19 protein-coding genes are annotated in these 18103 nt (G+C 49.7%); 7 read left to right on the forward strand and 12 right to left on the reverse strand.

Annotated features, from left to right (window positions below):
• Position 1: 1 nt before the first annotated feature.
• Entirely contained in the window at positions 2–601 is a 600-nt protein-coding gene (locus BGO59_RS06495; RefSeq protein WP_293682392.1) for a TMEM175 family protein, read from the forward strand.
• 42 nt (positions 602–643) lie between these two features.
• Here BGO59_RS06495 and BGO59_RS06500 read toward each other — a convergent pair whose 3' ends face one another.
• From BGO59_RS06500 to BGO59_RS06515, 4 genes are all read right to left on the reverse strand, one after another.
• Positions 644–1015 (reverse strand): hypothetical protein, encoded by a 372-nt coding sequence (locus tag BGO59_RS06500; protein ID WP_293682394.1) that lies wholly within the window; start codon positions 1013–1015, stop codon positions 644–646.
• 45 nt (positions 1016–1060) lie between these two features.
• Positions 1061–3364: a transglycosylase domain-containing protein gene (locus tag BGO59_RS06505; protein WP_293682396.1), complete on the reverse strand. Its 2304-nt coding sequence runs from the start codon at positions 3362–3364 to the stop codon at positions 1061–1063.
• A 136-nt stretch (positions 3365–3500) separates the two neighbouring features.
• Complete coding sequence (locus BGO59_RS06510; protein ID WP_020598965.1) at positions 3501–3953, reverse strand: GNAT family N-acetyltransferase; 453 nt, start codon at positions 3951–3953, stop codon at positions 3501–3503.
• Between the two features lie 232 nt (positions 3954–4185).
• Positions 4186–5220 carry an RluA family pseudouridine synthase gene (locus BGO59_RS06515; RefSeq protein WP_293682403.1) on the reverse strand — a complete coding sequence of 345 codons (1035 nt, stop codon included), beginning with the start codon at positions 5218–5220 and terminating at the stop codon, positions 4186–4188.
• A 105-nt stretch (positions 5221–5325) separates the two neighbouring features.
• On the opposite strand from BGO59_RS06515, the gene BGO59_RS06520 reads away from it, so the two are divergent.
• The 4 genes from BGO59_RS06520 to BGO59_RS06535 all read left to right on the forward strand — a co-directional run bounded on the left by BGO59_RS06520 (position 5326) and on the right by BGO59_RS06535 (position 9517).
• Positions 5326–6225, forward strand: coding sequence for a 1-aminocyclopropane-1-carboxylate deaminase/D-cysteine desulfhydrase (locus BGO59_RS06520; protein WP_293682405.1), 900 nt, complete (start codon positions 5326–5328; stop codon positions 6223–6225).
• Positions 6226–6245: 20 nt separating this feature from the next.
• Positions 6246–7508: an acyl-CoA dehydrogenase family protein gene (locus BGO59_RS06525; protein WP_293682407.1), complete on the forward strand. Its 1263-nt coding sequence runs from the start codon at positions 6246–6248 to the stop codon at positions 7506–7508.
• A gap of 41 nt (positions 7509–7549) precedes the next feature.
• Positions 7550–8179 carry a response regulator transcription factor gene (locus tag BGO59_RS06530; RefSeq protein ID WP_293682409.1) on the forward strand — a complete coding sequence of 210 codons (630 nt, stop codon included), beginning with the start codon at positions 7550–7552 and terminating at the stop codon, positions 8177–8179.
• 264 nt (positions 8180–8443) lie between these two features.
• Positions 8444–9517 (forward strand): phosphotransferase family protein, encoded by a 1074-nt coding sequence (locus tag BGO59_RS06535; protein WP_293682476.1) that lies wholly within the window; start codon positions 8444–8446, stop codon positions 9515–9517.
• Between the two features lie 15 nt (positions 9518–9532).
• Here BGO59_RS06535 and BGO59_RS06540 read toward each other — a convergent pair whose 3' ends face one another.
• The 4 genes from BGO59_RS06540 to BGO59_RS06555 form a co-directional block, all read right to left on the reverse strand.
• Entirely contained in the window at positions 9533–10042 is a 510-nt protein-coding gene (locus BGO59_RS06540) for a DUF6169 family protein (protein WP_293682411.1), read from the reverse strand.
• On the reverse strand, positions 9996–10202 hold the full coding sequence (locus BGO59_RS06545; RefSeq protein WP_293682413.1) for a hypothetical protein: 207 nt from the start codon (positions 10200–10202) through the stop codon (positions 9996–9998). The genes BGO59_RS06540 and BGO59_RS06545 overlap by 47 nt, the downstream gene beginning before the upstream one ends.
• Before the next feature lie 103 nt (positions 10203–10305).
• Complete coding sequence (locus tag BGO59_RS06550; RefSeq protein ID WP_293682415.1) at positions 10306–11256, reverse strand: L-threonylcarbamoyladenylate synthase; 951 nt, start codon at positions 11254–11256, stop codon at positions 10306–10308.
• Positions 11257–11359: 103 nt separating this feature from the next.
• Positions 11360–11827 (reverse strand): peptidylprolyl isomerase, encoded by a 468-nt coding sequence (locus BGO59_RS06555; protein ID WP_080057724.1) that lies wholly within the window; start codon positions 11825–11827, stop codon positions 11360–11362.
• Positions 11828–12116: 289 nt separating this feature from the next.
• On the opposite strand from BGO59_RS06555, the gene BGO59_RS06560 reads away from it, so the two are divergent.
• Both BGO59_RS06560 and BGO59_RS06565 read left to right on the forward strand, forming a co-directional pair.
• Positions 12117–12470 carry a YciI family protein gene (locus tag BGO59_RS06560; protein WP_293682418.1) on the forward strand — a complete coding sequence of 118 codons (354 nt, stop codon included), beginning with the start codon at positions 12117–12119 and terminating at the stop codon, positions 12468–12470.
• A gap of 145 nt (positions 12471–12615) precedes the next feature.
• Complete coding sequence (locus BGO59_RS06565) at positions 12616–13881, forward strand: sigma-70 family RNA polymerase sigma factor (RefSeq protein WP_293682420.1); 1266 nt, start codon at positions 12616–12618, stop codon at positions 13879–13881.
• Between the two features lie 62 nt (positions 13882–13943).
• On the opposite strand, the gene BGO59_RS06570 is transcribed toward BGO59_RS06565, so the two are convergent.
• The 4 genes from BGO59_RS06570 to BGO59_RS06585 form a co-directional block, all read right to left on the reverse strand.
• The gene (locus BGO59_RS06570; protein ID WP_293682422.1) at positions 13944–14864 is read right to left on the reverse strand and encodes an ROK family protein; all 921 of its coding nucleotides are present in this window, start codon (positions 14862–14864) and stop codon (positions 13944–13946) included.
• Positions 14865–14967: 103 nt separating this feature from the next.
• Positions 14968–15852, reverse strand: a complete 885-nt coding sequence (gene kduI / locus BGO59_RS06575) for a 5-dehydro-4-deoxy-D-glucuronate isomerase (protein WP_293682424.1) — start codon at positions 15850–15852, stop codon at positions 14968–14970.
• Between the two features lie 200 nt (positions 15853–16052).
• Positions 16053–17315 carry an L-fucose:H+ symporter permease gene (gene fucP / locus BGO59_RS06580; RefSeq protein ID WP_293682426.1) on the reverse strand — a complete coding sequence of 421 codons (1263 nt, stop codon included), beginning with the start codon at positions 17313–17315 and terminating at the stop codon, positions 16053–16055.
• Positions 17316–17564: 249 nt separating this feature from the next.
• Positions 17565–18103, reverse strand: a 539-nt coding sequence (locus tag BGO59_RS06585) for a transposase (protein ID WP_293682428.1), incomplete at its 5' end; no start/stop codon positions are given.

Raw genomic sequence — 18103 nt, forward strand, 5'->3', positions numbered from 1 at the left:
AATGGATTACTTCTCTAAATCAAGGGTAGAAGCGTTCAGCGACGGTGTTTTTGCGATTATTGTAACGTTGCTGGTACTGGAAATTAAGGTGCCACATCTTGAGCAAGCCGAATCGGTGCGTGAACTGGCAGAAGCATTAGGCTCATTATTCCCCAAGATTATTAGCTGGGTAATCAGTTTTCTGATCGTATGCGTGATTTGGGTGAACCATCATCGGATTCTGGACCAAATCGAGCGGGTGACCCACAGCTTTTTCTGGCTTAATGCCCTGTTGCTGTTGTGGTGTTCCTTCATTCCGTTTCCAACGGCCCTCATGGGTGATTATCTTTCAAATCCGCTGGCTGCCTTTACGTTTGGCTGCGTTCTGGCCATGATGGCTCTTACCTTTAGTTTTATCCGTTGGTACGCGCTTCGAAACAGGTACGTATTAAAACCAGAGATCGATTTAAGTCAATTTCGGCAGGCAACGATTCGGTCAGTAGTATTCGGACCAGTGTTCTATCTGATCGGTGGTATACTGGCATTCGTTCATCCGTGGGTATCGATGAGCATTTATGCCTTTATTCCGCTCTATTTTATTCTGTATAATTCGACCCGTTAACGGCCGGAGCATACGCTAAACGAGATCGTCGCTACTTATACTTTAGTTGAATGGGTGCGAGCTGACAATCTGGCAATCACAGCGTTTAGTTTTTGCCGGTAAAGTAACGGGCTTATCGAAAATGCTGTTAGGTGGGAGCATTCGGGAGAAAGTCGTGTATTTTTCTTTCAACAGGTTACCGGCTTCATCGTAGGCCCTGATCTTAACGGATATATCGTTGTGCGAACGGGACGATAAATTTCGAACCGCTACATTGACCGACGAAGTAACCAGCACATTGTCAAGGTCGGAACAGTCTACGCTTAGGTCGATAGTATTGGGAGAAAGGACAGTATGATTTCGCTGCGAAATGACAATAGCAATAACGCCACCGATGACAAGGAGAACCAGAATAACGCGAATGAGTGATTTCATATTGGTAGATTTAAACAATGCAGACATTATGCCCGCGTTGCTGCATTAGGGAATATTGCCTTCTTCCTGTAATCGCTTCGCTTCTTTTTCCCGACGTTTCTGTTCGCGCCGTTCCTGACGAAGCTGCTTGCGGGTCTTGACGGTATCGGTTGGGGCTACCTCAGCAGAGGCAGCCTCAGTACGTTCGTTCTGAACCGTTGGTTCTTCTTCTTTTTTCTCATCGGCCTTCTTTCCCTTGAAAAGGCGACGGAAGAAATTCCCGATTCCAGTTCCGCTTTCTTCTTCATCGTCATCGAGTTCATTACCATTCGGATTAGGCAGGAAGTCCTCCGTTTGCATCGTTGTATCAACAGGAGCCACTTCATGACGAAGTCCCTCACGAAGCCGAACGCCATAGAAGCCATAAGCGCCAGAGTCAGGGGCGGTCAAACCACGACGTGCCATGATTCGCCCAATCAATCGGAAATAACCGCGCACATTTCGGGATTGCAACGTACCATCGGGCAGGAACCAGTCGAGAGCGCGTTTGGGGCGGGGGACGACAAAGGCCAGAAAAATACTTTCACCTAAGTCAAGATCGGCGGGGCGTTTGGCAAAATAATACCGGGCGGCTTCGCCAATGCCATAGATATTTCGGCCCCACTCGATAATGTTCAGATACACCTCATACATCCGTTCTTTTGGAACGATATGCTGGTTTTCAATGAGCCAGACAATCAGAATTTCTTCGACTTTACGGGATAAAGTCTTATTTCGGTTCAGAAACACATTCTTAACCAACTGCATCGAAATCGTACTGGCTCCCCGTTTGAACGACTTTTCCTTGAAATTGGTGGCGATCGATACACGGAAGGCTTTTTCGTTGAACCCCTTGTGAGTAAAGAAATTGTAATCTTCCGAGGTCAGCAACGCATTGCGTAGGTCTGGTGAAATTTCGTTGATTGGCGTATAATCGGGATTGCTCGGCCCAACGATAATATCACGAACGGGTTTGCCTTTTTCGTACGGCGTATAGACAAATGGATGATTGATTTCGGCAAAATCAGTCTGCCCCATTTTCAGGATTTTAAATCCTTCCGAGGTCATCCCGGAATTGAATTCAACTGAATCGGGGAGGGCTGTGTCCAGTCGAAATGTAGCGTCGTATTTTAGTCTTCCGGCTACCTGCATGCCTTCGAGCGATTCGAACAGCCCTTGAGGAAATGAGTTAAACAGCGCCTGAGCGTCCATTTGGCCCGTATGGAGCTGAACCTCATATATTTTCCCCGGCCCTGCAACTTCTTCATCGTCTGAAGAAGTATGACGAGCCTGCTTCAGGTTCGACTGATCCGGGGTTTCGGAAAGGGTATATTTAAGAAAAGGATGGGCACTCACTTCGCCCAGATGGAGTGTCGACGAACTATCGACGCCAACGTAGTTTTCGCCAACGAACAGGTGCGCATCCATAGCCGCTCGGGGAACCAGCACATCCGTACGGGCAATAGCAGGGTGATTGATTCGTAAATTTCGAACCGAGCCTGCCCCCTCCATCCGAAACTCACCACCCGATCGATCCACGTCGTGCAGTTCGGCCCGTAGGGTATCTACCTGTACTTTTAAGTTGTACTTTTTCTGGATATACGGTATTTCAATCGGTTTTCCATCGGCATATAGGGCCAGATTGTATTCCCGGTCAGCCGGATCGGCGGTTCCTGCCACGTGCCACGTTGCCTGATTTCCGTTAAGAAGGATGGTAGACCGAACCTCTTCGTCCTGAATGATGGCCGATTTAGTCAGTAAGTTCAGCGTATCATTATTATCCATCACCCGAAACGCCAGATTGTTCACATTCAGGTCGTCAGGGATTTTAGAGAGGATATTATCGATCAGATTTTCAGCTACTTCGGATAGGTCCGTTTTGCGGCTGGTTACGCTGGGCGCTTCTTCTACGGCGGTAGAGTCACGCTTCCTGTGTAATAAGAAGTCAATGTTCGACAAAGAGTCCCGCTTGACAACCTGAATGAATCCGTTGTCGAGCAGCATGCCGGATAGGCCAATCTTTCCGGTCAGCAGGGGCCAGAACCGGACGGCCACTTCTACTTGCTGGATATGGGCCAGACTGTCGCGGTCTTCGGGTACGACGGAAATGTCCTGAAAGGCCACCGAACTCAGCCCGGTAAATTTGGCCGAACCGATGTGGACATTGAGTTTATAGTCACGTTTGGCTTTACGGATAGCCCGTTCAAGTGTGGACTGTAAAAGACTTTCCCGTTTGGAGTAGGCAATACCCGCTCCTACACAGGCCAATAAAAAAATACTTAGAAATGCCCAACCCGCAATTCGGAGGGCCTTTTGTTGACGATACGTCATGCTCGGTCACAATTCGCGAGCTGCAAAGATAGGGAATTATAGGTAGTATTAGGAGCGAGGAGTGAGGAGTGAGAATGGTTGACGCAACACAAAAACTTCGCGTCAGCCATTTTCACTCCTCACTCCTAATACTGATTTAAAAATCCAGATGGCAGTTGGTCCAGCCGTCGTCGAAGCGGGTGCCGAATTGTTTGTAAAAGCCGATGGCGGGTTCATTCCAGTCGAGTACCTGCCACATCATACCTGTGCAATTGGTTTCGCGGGCCGTTTCGATGGTGGCGTCCAGAAGTAGTTTTCCGATTCCGTAGCCCCGAAATTCTTCTTTAACGATGATGTCTTCCAGATATAACCGTTTTCCTTTCCAGGTTGAATACCGATAGAAATACAGGGCCATACCAACGAGTCGTTGGCTGTCAGAATCTTCGGCAACGAGCATCCGAAAAAGTGGATTAGGGCCAAAGCCATCCAATGCCATCTGTTCGACGGTATTTGTAACTTCATCGGCGGCTCGTTCATAAATGGCCAGTTCCATGACTAGCTCAAATGCTTCGGGTACATCTTCAAGGGTGCCGGGACGAATTGAAATCATTTGCAATAATGAATGATGAGTGATGAATAAGTTTTAAGTTGTGATTGCTTTTGCTGAGAGAATAATACTACGGATTTATTTCAGCAATTCATCTGAATCGTGATAAATACTATCGAATTGGGTAGATAGAGACTGTTGATACAGTCGAATGATACACAAGGTGAACGGAAAACTTTTATGAGATACAATATTATCTTTTTTCGTCGTACAAGTTAGTTCATCGGCGCAAAATTCATGATTCATTAGCCAGTATTAGTTTTCGCCATTTGTCCAGAGCCGACTGGAAGTCATCGGGTAGGGCTGAGTCGAACTGGAGCCATTGGCGGGTACGGGGATGAATAAATCCCAGCGATTTAGCATGAAGGGCCTGCCGGGGGAGTAGCTTAAAGGCATTATCGACAAACGCTTTATAGCTCCCGACGGGATTACCCCGCAGAATGCGGTCGCCCCCGTACATAGCGTCGTTGAAAAGGGGGTGGCCAATATGCTTCATGTGCGCCCGAATCTGGTGAGTTCGTCCGGTTTCCAGATTACATTGGACCAGTGCCACATACCGTAGGTTTTCCAGCGTTTTGTAGTGCGTAACAGCCCATTTACCTTTGCTTTCATCGTCGTAAATGGCCTGTACTTTGCGGTCACGGACGGAGCGGCCAATGTAGCCGGTGATGGTGCCATCGGGCGGATTGGGGATGCCCCATGCCAGAGCGTTATACGTTCGTTCGATGGTGTGCTCAAAAAACTGCCGGGCCAGGTGTGTCATGGCATATTCCGTTTTGGCAATGACCATAAGTCCCGAGGTGTCTTTGTCGATCCGGTGAACGAGCCCAGGGCGGATCTCGCCATTTCGGGAAGTTGGTAAATGCTGGAAATGATAAACCAGACCGTTTACGAGGGTGCCATCCCAGTTGCCATGTGCCGGGTGGACCACCATGCCCGCCGGTTTGTTGAGTACCAGTACGTCTTCATCTTCGTAAACGATGTTAAGCGGAATGTTTTCGGGCTTAATATCGGTGTCACGAGGTGGGTGCGCCAGCGAAATCGTGATCACATCAGCGGGTTTAACCTTATAACTGGCTTTGGTGAGGTTGCCATTGACCCGAACGGATTCGGCATCGATAGCCGCCTGAATTTTGGTTCGGGTTGCGTTCGATAGCCGATCCATCAGAAAACGATCGATTCGCAGCAGACTTTGCCCCTTATCGACCACAATCCGGTGGTGTTCGTATAATTCTTCCTCTTCCGAAAATTCTTCGACTATGTCGTTCATGAGCTGATAAATTTGGCAAATTTACGTTGTAACGCCGATATCCTGCCCGCCTTGTTTAGTAATACCAGCAGACAGGATGTTGGTTTGCTGCATCATCGCGCTACAATGCATTCGCCTTTACAACTACTGGATAATCCCTTTCCCGAATCAATCAACATCCGGTTGCTACTCAAACGGGACGATCTGTTGCATCCGCATATATCGGGTAATAAATGGCGAAAGCTGAAATACAACCTGCTGGCTGCTCGCGACCAGGGGCTCGATACGCTGCTGACATTTGGTGGGGCCTATTCCAATCATCTGTATGCTACAGCGGCTGCTGGTCAGGCGTTTGGCTTTCGAACGATTGGGGTTGTGCGGGGTGACGAGCTGGCCCAGGCACCGCGTAACCAAACCTTGCAGGCCTGCGAAGACTATGGGATGACCCTTCATTTTGTCAGGCGGGCCGATTATCGGCAGAAGGAAGAGGAAGCGTTTCGGGCCGATCTAATCGCTCAATTTGGGCCGTGTTACATCCTGCCCGAAGGCGGAACCAACGAACTGGCCATTCAGGGAACCGCTGAAATTATCCCTGAACTCGTGGCTCAATTGGGCACAGCTCCCGATTATGTATGTTGCCCGGTGGGTACGGGTGGAACCGTAGCGGGATTAGCGCTTTCGGCTCCCGAAAGAACGCAGGTTATCGGATTTGTAGTCTTGAAAGCTGATTCGGGTTTCGCGTTTCAAATTAGCAGGGTTGCAGCATCTAAGCCGATGAACCTAACATTACTCCCAGATTATCACTTCGGAGGCTACGCCCGAACGACTCCGCAACTGATCGAGTTTATTCGGGCGTTTGAGCGAAAAACAGGCATTTTGCTCGATCAGGTGTATACTGGCAAGATGCTGTTCGGGATTTATGACCTGGCCCGGCGTGGTTATTTTCCAGAAGGAGCTACGGTTGTGGCCGTACATACCGGCGGGTTACAGGGTAGGAGCGACGAACTGATGATACCGATTCCATAAAAAATCTACTAATTTCCCGCATGGAAACCATTTTCACCACCGAACGCGTCCGACCCTTATTGGCGCGGGTTCGTGAGTTTGTCGAAACAGAACTGATTCCGCTCGAAGCCGACTTTTCGCATCAGAACCTGAAAGCTGTTCTGCCTGTACTTGACCAAAAACGGGAGCAGGTCAGAGCGGCTGGCCTTTGGGGCCTGGCACTTTCTGTAGCTGAGGGTGGACACGGGCTAACGCTTTGCGAGTTCGGGCAGATCAGCGAGGTGCTGGCCTATGCCCCGTTCTTCGGGCACTATGTTTTTGGCTGTCAGGCGCCCGACATCGGCAATATCGAGCTCCTGCACAAGTTTGCATCACCCGAATTGAAAGAGCGGTATCTGAAGCCGTTGATGGCGGGCCAAATCCGCTCCTGCTTCTCGATGACCGAACCTGATTTTGCCGGTTCCAACCCAACGCGTATGGCAACGATGGCGGTGCGCGAAGGAGATGAATACGTTATTAACGGTCGAAAATGGTTTACCTCCTCTGCCGATGGCGCTGCCTTTGCCGTGGTGATGGCCGTAACGAATCCAGAGGCCGCCCCGCACCAGCGAGCCAGCATGATTATTGTGCCAACCGATACCCCCGGCTTTACCATCGAGCGGAATATCCCGGTCTTTGGCGAAGCGGGTGAAGGCTGGTTTAGTCATGCCGAAGTGACCTATACCAACTGCCGGGTGCCCATGTCGAACGTCATTGCAGGCGAGGGTATGGGGTTTCGACTGGCTCAGGAACGGCTGGGGCCGGGGCGTGTACACCATTGTATGCGTTGGGTCGGTAATGCCGAGAAGGCATTGGATCTGCTTTGCAAACGAGCCGCTACCCGTGAGATTGAAGACGATGTGATGCTCGGCGAAAAGCAGTTTATCCAGGACTTTATTGCTGAGAGCCGCGCCGAAATTGATGCCTGTCGACTGTATGTGCTCAATACGGCTTACATGATCGATACCGTTGGGGTAAGCAATGTCCGCGAGGCTGTATCGGCTATTAAATTCTACGTGGCTAACGCATTCCTGCGGGTGCTGGACCGGGCTATTCAGGTACATGGCGCGTTGGGCGTAACGGACGATACCGTGCTGTCGGCGATGTATCGGCACGAACGCGGGGCCCGAATCTGGGACGGTGCCGACGAAGTGCACAAGCAAAATCTAGCGATTAGCATCCTCAAACGGTACGGTCTGGACATTAAGCAAAAGGCAAAAGAAATCCGGCAGTTCCGTAAACTTATGGCGTCTCAGCAGGAATAAGTGTTTATATTAGGGCTACTTCGTGTTAAATCAGGAAACCTATGCCCTTACGGCTCATTATAGCGGATGATCACCCTCTACTGGTTGATGGGGTACGGTCGGTACTCGACGAGATGGACGAGGTAGAGGTACTTGACCCTGTAACCAACGGCCATCAGCTATTGGACCGTCTGCAAAAGCAGCCAATCGACCTGGTTTTGCTCGATCTGAATATGCCGCATATGGACGGCATCGCTACATTGACGACGCTGAAAGAAAAACGACCTGACCTTAAAGTGATCATCTTTACCAGTTACGATCAGCCGAAGTTGATCAAGGAAATGAAAGCGTTGGGCGCTGACGGGTACTTGTTGAAAACGAGCCGTTCGGCTACCCTGAAAGCCGCTATTCGGGCAGTTGCTGCTGGTGAAAACTGGTTTCCTGAAACAGGAACGGCTGCCCATACATCGGAGCGATTGGTCGATGACTTTACCGTAAAATACCAGATTACGAAACGCGAGGTCGAAATTATCCGGCTCGTTGTGCAGGGGTATTCGACCCGTCAAATTGGCGAACAACTGTTTATTAGCGAATTTACGGTGAACGCCCACCGACGGAACATAGCCCGCAAACTGGGTATCGACACGCCCATTGGCCTGCTTAACTTTGCCAGGGAACAGGGACTGGTATAAATTAGTACACAATATGAGGCTGTAAATAGTAAAGACTGACCCCTCACTGACTGATTCCAGTGTAATAAAAGCCTTTGCGTATTTTCTGTCATTCCGACGGAGGAGGAATCTTCGGACGAGTATATTTTTTCTCCCTCATCCGAAGATTCCTCCTCCGTCGGAATGACAGAAAACTTAAATTACAATGTACTGATAGGCATAAAGTATGAGGTCGACCTTAGCCGCTTTACGTTCTACAGTTTACTTTACACATCCCAGCATCAAATGATTGCTCCTGATATGCCCCGGTCGGTTCGGACGGGCGACGAGTTGGATTTGCTTCGGTTAACTATATATCTCCACGAGCACGTCCCAGATATGGGTGAGGTTGTGGACGTGCGGCAGTTTCCGGGGGGCTTTTCAAATCTTACGTACTGGCTCAAAACGGCTCATGGCGAATACGTATTACGTCGGCCACCCGTTGGAGCCAATATCAAAGGGGGGCATGATATGGGCCGTGAGTTTCGGGTGTTGTCGTTACTAAAAGGCCACTACGCTAACATACCGGAGCCGATTGTGTATTGCGAAACAACGGATGTACTCGGAGCGCCTTTTTATATCATGAAGCGCATTCCAGGTATTATTTTACGGGCAACGATGGCGCCAACGCTGACACTTGCTCCCGAACGCATGCGTCAGCTTTCTGAATCGTTGATCGATAATCTGGTAGCCATTCATCGACTGGATATTGAAGCGACCGGGCTTGTTCAGCTTGGTAAGCCGGATGGTTACGTACAGCGACAGGTAGCGGGTTGGATTAAACGATACCGACAAGCTGAAACGGATAAAATTCCGGCTATGGATCAGGTTGGTGACTGGCTTCAACAAAACTACCCGCGTGATCAACCACCCGCTTTTCTGCACAACGATTATAAGTATGATAACGTCATTCTGGCTCCTGATGAACGTACTGGCGAGCCAACGCCGGAAATTAAAGGGGTATTGGATTGGGAAATGGCCACTGTCGGTGATCCGCTGATGGATTTAGGCGCTACACTGGCCTATTGGTCTGAGGCACGGGATAGTCCGGCCTACCGGAATTTTAATCTGACCTGGCTCCCCGGAAACCTAACCCGTCGGGAAGTGATAGCCCGTTACGAAGCCCAAAGCGGCCGTGACCTGACCGATATTGTCTTCTATTACGTGTTTGGCCTTTACAAGAATGCCGTAATTGCCCAGCAGATTTACGCCCGCTGGAAGCAAGGGTACAGTCAGGATGCTCGTTTCGGCCATTTATTGCCTATGATCATTGAACTGGCGACCAAAGCGGCAGGGACGGTAGAGCAGCAAGCGATTTGATCAAATCGCTGTTGCTTATTTTTCTCGCTGATTGACCGTAATAAGTTCATGAAAGGCCCTAATCAGGCGCTGCCGAAAAGGGTTTGTACTTTTACTGATCAGGGACACGAAGTAGACCTCACCTGAGTCGTCCAGTAGGCTATCGTTGAACTGAACATAGGTGCGCCCGCCATAAAGAGTTAGCCAGCTTGAGAATTTGCGTTGTCGAGCCTGACCGCGTTTGTCGGAAGTGTCGCAGATGTAAACAACACTTCGTTCATGTTGCTCGAAAAAGACACGGAAAATCGAATGAATAGTAGGAGGGACTAGCGGATCACCCGGAGGGCGATTTCCGGTAGGATTGTCAATGACAACGATGCTTATCTCAAAAACAAACGGCTCCAGAGCTGGGTCGTTCGCAAAAATATACCCGCTTGGCTTAAAGCGGACTTCATAAAGAATTCGATTGCTTGTCCTAAATAGAAATGTGTTTTCTTGTTCATGGGTGAATTGGTAACCTAACGATTGGTGTTCCTGCTTCTGCATTTTTACGATCCAGTTCTGCAACCAGCGCCTGTTTGGCTGGATTGTTTTTGTAGTCTTCAATAGCCTCTTGCTCAGCGGCTTTTTTATTAGCCAGCATGCGTCGGGCAATAGCTAAAGAGCGCTCACGGCGTTGATCTTTTGTTAATTCTTCAGAGGTCATACTTGATCGTAGTTGATAGTTAAATCAGAAACGTTGCCACCAACTTAGCTAGGCTAGTATCAATGCTTCTAGTAAATATAAAACAAAAATAGTGACAAAAAAATTACTGCACACTTGCTCGTCGTAAGCGGTCATTCATGGCAAAGCCGAGTTCCTGATTGGGTAAAAGCTCCGCATAAATAACATCGACAGGCAGTGAATCCAGGGCGCGTAAGTGGGCGAACAGATTTTTTGCCGCTTCGGCCAGGTCGCCGGTAGGGGAAAGAATACGCTGATTTTCGGAGAGGATTCCACCAAATGGCTCCCGGAAAGCCAAAGCACCAACACGCTCGCCCGGTTGCGGACTTTCGCCGGGTGCCAGAAGTTTAAGCGGTTTACGCGGTGCATAATGGCTGCTGAGCATCCCCGGTGCTTTTGGGTTCGATGTAGAGTGCGTGCGAACGTCAACCGGGCCAATCACCTGCTCGATCTGTTCAATAGCCAATCCTCCCAATCGATACACCGTAGCCTGATTCTCTTCAAAACCTACAATCGTTGATTCGAGACCAACACCCGCTGCACCCCCATCCAGAATATACGGCACCTGGTTGCCAAGCTGGTCGGCCACATGCTGAGCCGTCGTAGGGCTTATATAGCCAAACGGATTGGCACTCGGTGCTGCCAGTGGGAAATCCAGCGAGCGTAGCAAGGCAAGCGTCAAGGGATGATTCGGTAGGCGGACGGCTACACGGGGCAAGCCAGAGGTTACCAGATCGGGGATGATGTCTTGCTTGGGAAGCAGCAGTGTAAGCGGACCAGGCCAGAAAGTCGTAGCCAGTTTCTGAGCTGCTTCCGGTATCTCCGTAACAAATTGACTAAGCTTATCGAGCGAATCCGTATGGACAATGAGCGGATCGAAAGAGGGGCGGTTCTTGACCCGAAAGATGGTCAGTACGGCGTCGGGATTGAGCGCATTACCGGCTAATCCATAAACCGTTTCGGTGGGAATGCCTACTACATTTCCTGCTTCCAGAAATGCCTTTGCTGTCTGTATGTCGGTTCCTATCTGGGACATACAGGCAAAGATAAGGACAGTTTACGGTCTTCGGTTTACAGTGGCTGACACAATAAGCCTTGTCGCGTCAGCTACTGTAAACCGGAACCGTAACTGTGAACTATTAATGATGCCCACCAGGTCCGTGAACATGGCCATGCGCCAATTCTTCGGGACTAGCATCGCGAACCTCAATTACTTCGACATCGAAATGTAGGTTCTGGTCGGCCAGGGGGTGGTTGGCGTCAACCGTAATGTTTTCAGGATCAACACCGGTTACAGTAACTACCTGACCGTCGTTGGTTTGGAACTGCATACCAACTTCTATGTTCTGGCCACCAAATGCCCGGCGGGGTACTGCCTCAACAAGCTGTGGGTCGCGTTTGCCATAGCCTTTTTCGGGCGTAACGTCAATTTGAAAGTGGTCGCCTTTCGTACGCCCTTCGAGGCCTTCTTCCATACCCGGAATCAGGTTTTGTGCCCCGTGAAGATAGTACAAAGGGTCGCGGCCCTGGCTCGAATCCAGAATAGTTCCCTGATCATCACGCAGGGTATAATGGATGGCAGCTACCTTGTTTTTTGTAATGTTCATGATTGGTTTATTTACAGCATTGCCTGCTATGGCCGTGCATTCTTTTTAGTACAACAAGTAAACAGGGAAAGTTGCTTATTAACTGATAAAATGGTAGCCTCCCCAAGTCTTACCTGTCTTATTTGTAACAAATAAGCCCATTCCTTACGAAACTTACTGGAACAATTTAGACTGTGGGATGAGCTGATGGATAAAAAAGAAAAATTTTTAGCTTACCTGTCCGATTTACAGGAACCCATTCGTCTTAGTGACGAAAACAAATCAATAACCTCCAAAACAATCAAATTATATGGACAAATTTATGTTCGTCTTTCACTCGCCGTATTCTCAGGAAACTGCATTGATGGAAATGTCGCCCGAAGCCATGCAGGCCGAAATTCAAAAATGGAATACCTGGATAGGAGGTATTGCCGCACAGGGAAAACTGATCGGGACTGATGCTTTGGCACCCATTGGGAAAACCATGACGAAAGGTGGACAGGTCATTACCGACGGGCCGTTTACAGAAGGTAAAGAGATTGTAGGAGGCTATATGTTATTGACGGCAGCTAGTCTGGATGAGGCCGTCGAACTGGCAAAAGGGTGCCCTATGTTCGATTCGGATGGTACTGTTGAAGTTCGCCCGATCATCAACTTTGAGTAGGCATTTCTGGGTTCTGCTAATCCGGTAGGTATCATTCAGTTCTGACCTGCCGGAAGCAGAGCCCTGTCTATCTGAAACCTAAATCGTTAATTCAATCTAGTCATAGGGCTTATTCTGGGCGGATGGCGGTAAATGGACTACATACATGCCTGATAAAATAGTATCCTCAACCGAACCTGGCCAACTCGTAAGTCACCTGTTCCGGCACGAAGCCGGTCGGATCGTATCGGTATTGACCTGCATGCTCGGATTTGATCGGGTTGATCAGGCAGAGGATATCGTGCAGGATACAATGGTGCAGGCATTGCAGAGCTGGCGATTTCAGGGCATTCCTGATAACCCGAGAGCCTGGCTGTATCGGGTAGCCCGCAACAAAGCTCTGGATGTGGTTCGTCGGGAAAAGCGGTTTCGGGAAATCAGTGCCGAAACGGACTATTGGCTCCAACAGGAAAACGCCGATACGATGCAGGAACGCTACTTTTTCGATGAAGACATCACCGACAGTCAGTTGCGGATGTTGTTTGCGATCTGCCATCCGGCTATTGGGGTTGAGTCGCAGATGGCGATGTGCCTGAAAATTCTGTGTGGGCTGAGCGTTCGGGAAATTGCCGGAGCGTTTCTGACTACCGAAGAAACAATTGCCAAACGGATCTACCGGGCCAAAGAAAAGCTCCGGCAGGAGGGTATTCAGCTCGAAGTTCCAACGGACGCTCAGTTGCTGGTCCGGTTGGAGGCTGTCCAGAAAAGTATTTATCTGCTGTTTAGCGAAGGCTATAATTCGTCGAACCCTGATCAACTGATCCGGCAGGATTTATGCGAAGAAGCCATGAGGCTCTGCTTGCTGCTTGCTCAGACTCCTCGTACCCAGCAACCTTCCGTTAATGCACTGTTGGCGCTTATGTGTTTTCAGGCTGCCCGTTTCGACGCCCGAACCGATGCGAATGGAGCCATCATCCTACTCGCCGATCAGGATCGAAGTCGCTGGAACCAGGCTCTCATTCAGCAGGGACATGTGTACCTGAATCGTTCGGCCGAGGGGGCAATGCCCGGCGAATATCATCTGGAAGCGGGAATTGCTATGCTCCACTGTATGGCACCAACCTACGATGCCACTGACTGGCCAACCGTTTTGCTGTATTACGATATGCTACTGGGTCTGAAACCTTCGCCTGTTGTTGCGTTGCATCGGGCTGTTGCGCTGGCAAACGTAGAAGGTCCACAAAAAGCACTGGCCGAAGTTGCTAACCTATCCGGCCTGGATTCCATGCACCATTACCACGCTGTTCTGGGTGATCTATACGAACAGAACGGCCAGTTTGAACCCGCCCGGATTCATTACCAGCGTGCCATTCAACTTACGTCTTCGACGGCGGAGAAGGAATTGTTGAGGAAAAAAATAGAGAAACAATGACCGGATGGATAAAAAGCAAGGCTACAAAACCTTTGAATGGCTTTCGCCCCTTCCATACGTCCTTACATTAACGCGGCCCCAAATACCCCGGCACTGTCGCCCAGTTTAGGCTTCAGAAACAACGTATTCAATCGGCCATCGTTGAAGGCGTATTTTTTGGCTCGCTCCACCCCCTCGGTATAGAGTAAATCGACGTTGCCAACGCCCCCACCCAGAATAATGGCGTCGGGGTCGAGCATGTTGACGATGGTTGAAACGGCTCGCGCGAAATACTCCAGCATTCGTTCAACGGTAGCTTCGGCATAGGGGTCTATTCGCCGATGATATCGGTCGAGAATTTCTTTCAGATTTCGGCTTTCGCCACTTTGCTCGAGGTAGAACCGCTGGAGGGCCGGGCCCGAAATCACCTGTTCGTTGCAGCCGCGTTTGCCGCAGTAGCAGGCATAGCCGTTTTCTTCCAGAATATTATGCCCCCATTCGCCCCCGATTCCCTGCCTTCCGGCCTGTACGACAGGCTGTCCATCGAGCCCACGAAATACAACCCCACCCCCTACACCCGTTCCGAGAATGACGCCGAAGACCATCCGGTAATCAGGAATGACGTCCTGCACAATCCCCATAGTGGCCTCGGAAAGGGCAAAGCAGTTCGCATCGTTGGTGGTAGTGACGGGGATGCCCAGTGCCCGCATCAGATCATCGCGGAAAGGCATTCCGTTGATGCAGGTCATGTTCGAGTTTTTCATTGTACCCAGGCCTGGGTCCAGCGTGCCGGGGGTACAGAATCCGATCTTATCAGGGGTGATACCCGTTTCGGCTTTGAGTAGATTGACGAGCTTAACGATCTGATTGATAATGTGATCGTAGCCGTAATGGGCTTCGGTGTCGATGCGTTTGCGAATCAGGATCGCATTGGGCGATGGAGCCGTAAGTACAACTCCTTCAATCTTGGTGCCGCCCAGGTCAACACCCCAGTAAGTTTGCATTGGGTAAAGGTTTCAGGTTTTCGGATTATAGTTTTCGGAAGACTGGCATTAAACGACTAACGCGTCAGCCTCCGGAAACCATAAACCGAAAACCGTAAAGAAGCTAACGAAGTTCGGTGATTGGACTGAAATCCATGTCGCCATAATCAAGGTTTTCGCCTGCCATACCCCAGATAAACGTGTAGTTGGATGTGCCTGCCCCTGAATGGATGGACCAGTTGGGCGAAATGACAGCCTGCTCGTTTTGCATCCAGATGTGGCGGGTTTCCCGGGGTTGACCCATAAAATGGCAAACGCTTTGGCCTTCAGGAACTTCGAAATAGAAATACACTTCCATCCGTCGGTCGTGGGTATGGGCAGGCATGGTATTCCAGATGCTTCCGGCTTTCAGTTCGGTCATGCCCATCTGCAACTGACAGGTCGGTAGTACACTGTTGACGAGCAACTTGTTGATTGTGCGATGATTGGCCGTTTCAAGGCTGCCCAGCGTGACCACATCCGCTTCGGCCCGCGATACTTTCCGGGTAGGGTAGTTGCGGTGAGCGGGTGTCGAATTCAGGTAAAATTTGGCGGGTTTGGCCTCATCGTGCGACAGAAACTGTACATCCTGAGTTCCCTGACCGATGTAAAGCGCTTCTTTGTATTCCAGATCATAAGCAACACCCCCGGCAACTACACGTCCAGGACCACCTACGTTGATGATGCCCAGTTCACGGCGTTCGAGGAAATAGGTTGCTTTGAGTTGATCGGGTGCTTCCAGCGTAAGTGTTCCGGCTACGGGCATAACGCCCCCCGTCAGGTAGCGGTCGAAAAACGAAAGTACCCACCGGAACTGGTCGGCAACGAAGACGGTTTCGATCAGAAAATTCTGCCGAAGCTGCTCCGTATTCATTCCTTTTACTTCGTTTGGTGAGGAAGCATACCGGCTTTCAAACGTAACCGTCTGTTCAGCCTGGTTATCGGCCACTGGGGTCAATTCAGTTTGCATATACTGGTTGCCTGTTGTCGGCAGGCGTTTAGGCGTATGAGGTAATCTGGCAGAGTAGCTGTCAATTTATGGCTATCCCAGACCTATACTAAAATAGTCGTCAGCTGGTCTGTAATACTCCCGAATCGGCTGAATATTTTTGGTTTGACGTTGGTACAATCATCGTTGTCAACGTCAAACCCTATCGTACGAATGCCAAATTACCTGACTTTTGAAAATTTAGCGCCAAACAGGAAAATAACGGCGTAGCAGATAATGGGCAGGTAATAAGCGGAGGCAATATCTTTATCGGCAATCTGTCCCATGAGTGGAGGAAAGAGGGCACCGCCAACCACACCCATCACAATAAAGGATGAAGCCTGTTGTGTATGTTTACCTAATCCTTTCAGGCCCAGACTGAAAATGGTAGGAAACATGATGCTGAAGAAGAAATTGAGCATGATGAGCGCCACGAACGATGTCCAGCCCCAGCTTTGGGCAATCAGCAAACACATGGTAATACTGCCTAAGGCGAACCCTGCCAGTAGCTTGTTGGGGGCAATGAACCGCATCAGATACGTTCCAACAAATCGCCCGATCATCATCATGACCATGCTGAATGAGAAGTAATACGAGGCTTTTTCGGCGGGGAACCCCATTTTTTCGACGCCGTAGTTGATAAAGAACGCCCAGGTTCCGCCCTGTGCGGCCACATTGAACAACTGCGCAATAGCCGCCCAGATGAAATGCGGATGCTGAAACAGGGTTTTAGGCGCTTTTAAATCAGACGGTTCAGTCGGAACAGCATAGGCATCCGCTTCAGCTTCGAGGGAATGGGCGTCCTGAACAGCGGGAACTTTGACAAACGAGAACGCAATGGCAATGCTCAGGATGACAGCGCCAATAATAACATAAAGCATCTTGACGGACTCCAGGTCGTTGGAGTGTTCCTGTCCTCCTCGAAGGATAAAATAACCACCCAAAAGCGGCCCGATTACGGCACCTAATCCGTTGAATGATTGGGCAAAGTTGATGCGCTGATCGCTGGTGCGTTGATCACCCAGGCCAGCCACAAAGGGGTGCGCAACGGTTTCCAGCGTAGCTAGTCCGCAGGCTAGTATGAACAGAGCTCCCCGGAAAAAACCAAACGATTCTGCATTGGCCGCCGGAACGAACAGAAACGCGCCGATGGCATACAGCCCCAGGCCCAGTAAAACCCCGTTTTTATACCCAAAGCGTTTCATGAACAAACCCGCCGGTATACCCATGACCGCATACGCCCCAAAAATGGAAAACTGTACCAGCCCTGATTCGGCCTTCGATACGTGCAGTACGTTCTGAAAATGTCGGTTCAATACATCCCCCATCGTAATGGCAATACCCCATAGCATGAACAGGGAGGTGACGAACACAAGGGTAACGAGGTATTTGTTTTCGGTAAAAGCGGCCGGTTTCGATTTGTCCGCCAGGGATGTTGCCTGCATGAGAGTCGGTTAATTAATAGGTCTTGCAACTAGGTTAAATGCCCAATTTTGGGATGAAGATGCGTTTTCGTTCTGAATAAGTACCGGATCAATATAAAATACCCTTTTTGCCCGAATTTGTAGAGACGGGATACCTCCCGTCTCCTATCCGGATGGTATTGCAGTCCGGATGGTTTTAGTTTCCTGTTTTAGGGCTGTGATGACGGTGAACCTTTGGCTGACGCATAGGAGACGGGAGGTATCCCGTCTCTACATGTACAGGTTTTCGGGATTGTTCTGGTCGCTTAACCAGTTAAAGGGGTTATTTTCGATGTAAGTACGAATTCGATGTAACTCATACTGGTTCCGGATAACGCGATCATAATAACGGGGTTGCCATTGGAAATTGATCTGCTCTGACCTGGCTTTAACGGTGACGCCTGATTTATAACCGCGAATAATTGACGCCAGATTTTGTCGTTGTGGGCCAAACTGATTCGGTTGCCAGGCCGGTTGTTCGGCACCGGGCTTACAAATCCACAAAATGCCATGCAGGTGATTGGGCATCAGTTGAAATGTATCCAGTTCGACAAACGGGAAAAAGGTAGGAATCGCCTGCCAGCAGTCAATGGCTAACTGGCCGACCTCTGATGGATGAAGTTGAGCTGTACCGTCTTCTGTCCAGATAATATCACCAAAGTAACAGACGCGTTTGTATGTACAGATCGTAATGAAATACATCCCGTTGCTACCATAATCGTATTCGGTCAAACGAGCCGAATCAATTCGATAACTTCCTCTGTAACGTT

The sequence above is a fragment of the Spirosoma sp. 48-14 genome, from assembly GCF_001898575.1.
GTDB lineage: Bacteria > Bacteroidota > Bacteroidia > Cytophagales > Spirosomataceae > Spirosoma.

Bases quoted from the DNA above. Each gene is read 5' to 3' on its own strand.
- BGO59_RS06555 (WP_080057724.1), bottom strand. From the start codon at position 11,827: ATGAACATTACAAAAAACAAGGTAGCTGCCATCCATTATACCCTGCGT.
- BGO59_RS06570 (WP_293682422.1), bottom strand. From the start codon at position 14,864: ATGCAAACTTACTGGGGTGTTGACCTGGGCGGCACCAAGATTGAAGGA.
- fucP (WP_293682426.1), bottom strand. From the start codon at position 17,315: ATGCAGGCAACATCCCTGGCGGACAAATCGAAACCGGCCGCTTTTACC.
- BGO59_RS06500 (WP_293682394.1), bottom strand. From the start codon at position 1,015: ATGAAATCACTCATTCGCGTTATTCTGGTTCTCCTTGTCATCGGTGGC.
- BGO59_RS06505 (WP_293682396.1), bottom strand. From the start codon at position 3,364: ATGACGTATCGTCAACAAAAGGCCCTCCGAATTGCGGGTTGGGCATTT.
- BGO59_RS06535 (WP_293682476.1), top strand. From the start codon at position 8,444: ATGATTGCTCCTGATATGCCCCGGTCGGTTCGGACGGGCGACGAGTTG.
- BGO59_RS06510 (WP_020598965.1), bottom strand. From the start codon at position 3,953: ATGATTTCAATTCGTCCCGGCACCCTTGAAGATGTACCCGAAGCATTT.
- BGO59_RS06520 (WP_293682405.1), top strand. From the start codon at position 5,326: ATGCATTCGCCTTTACAACTACTGGATAATCCCTTTCCCGAATCAATC.
- BGO59_RS06530 (WP_293682409.1), top strand. From the start codon at position 7,550: ATGCCCTTACGGCTCATTATAGCGGATGATCACCCTCTACTGGTTGAT.
- BGO59_RS06550 (WP_293682415.1), bottom strand. From the start codon at position 11,256: ATGTCCCAGATAGGAACCGACATACAGACAGCAAAGGCATTTCTGGAA.
- BGO59_RS06565 (WP_293682420.1), top strand. From the start codon at position 12,616: ATGCCTGATAAAATAGTATCCTCAACCGAACCTGGCCAACTCGTAAGT.
- BGO59_RS06495 (WP_293682392.1), top strand. From the start codon at position 2: ATGGATTACTTCTCTAAATCAAGGGTAGAAGCGTTCAGCGACGGTGTT.
- kduI (WP_293682424.1), bottom strand. From the start codon at position 15,852: ATGCAAACTGAATTGACCCCAGTGGCCGATAACCAGGCTGAACAGACG.
- BGO59_RS06540 (WP_293682411.1), bottom strand. From the start codon at position 10,042: ATGCAGAAGCAGGAACACCAATCGTTAGGTTACCAATTCACCCATGAA.
- BGO59_RS06515 (WP_293682403.1), bottom strand. From the start codon at position 5,220: ATGAACGACATAGTCGAAGAATTTTCGGAAGAGGAAGAATTATACGAA.
- BGO59_RS06525 (WP_293682407.1), top strand. From the start codon at position 6,246: ATGGAAACCATTTTCACCACCGAACGCGTCCGACCCTTATTGGCGCGG.
- BGO59_RS06560 (WP_293682418.1), top strand. From the start codon at position 12,117: ATGGACAAATTTATGTTCGTCTTTCACTCGCCGTATTCTCAGGAAACT.
- BGO59_RS06545 (WP_293682413.1), bottom strand. From the start codon at position 10,202: ATGACCTCTGAAGAATTAACAAAAGATCAACGCCGTGAGCGCTCTTTA.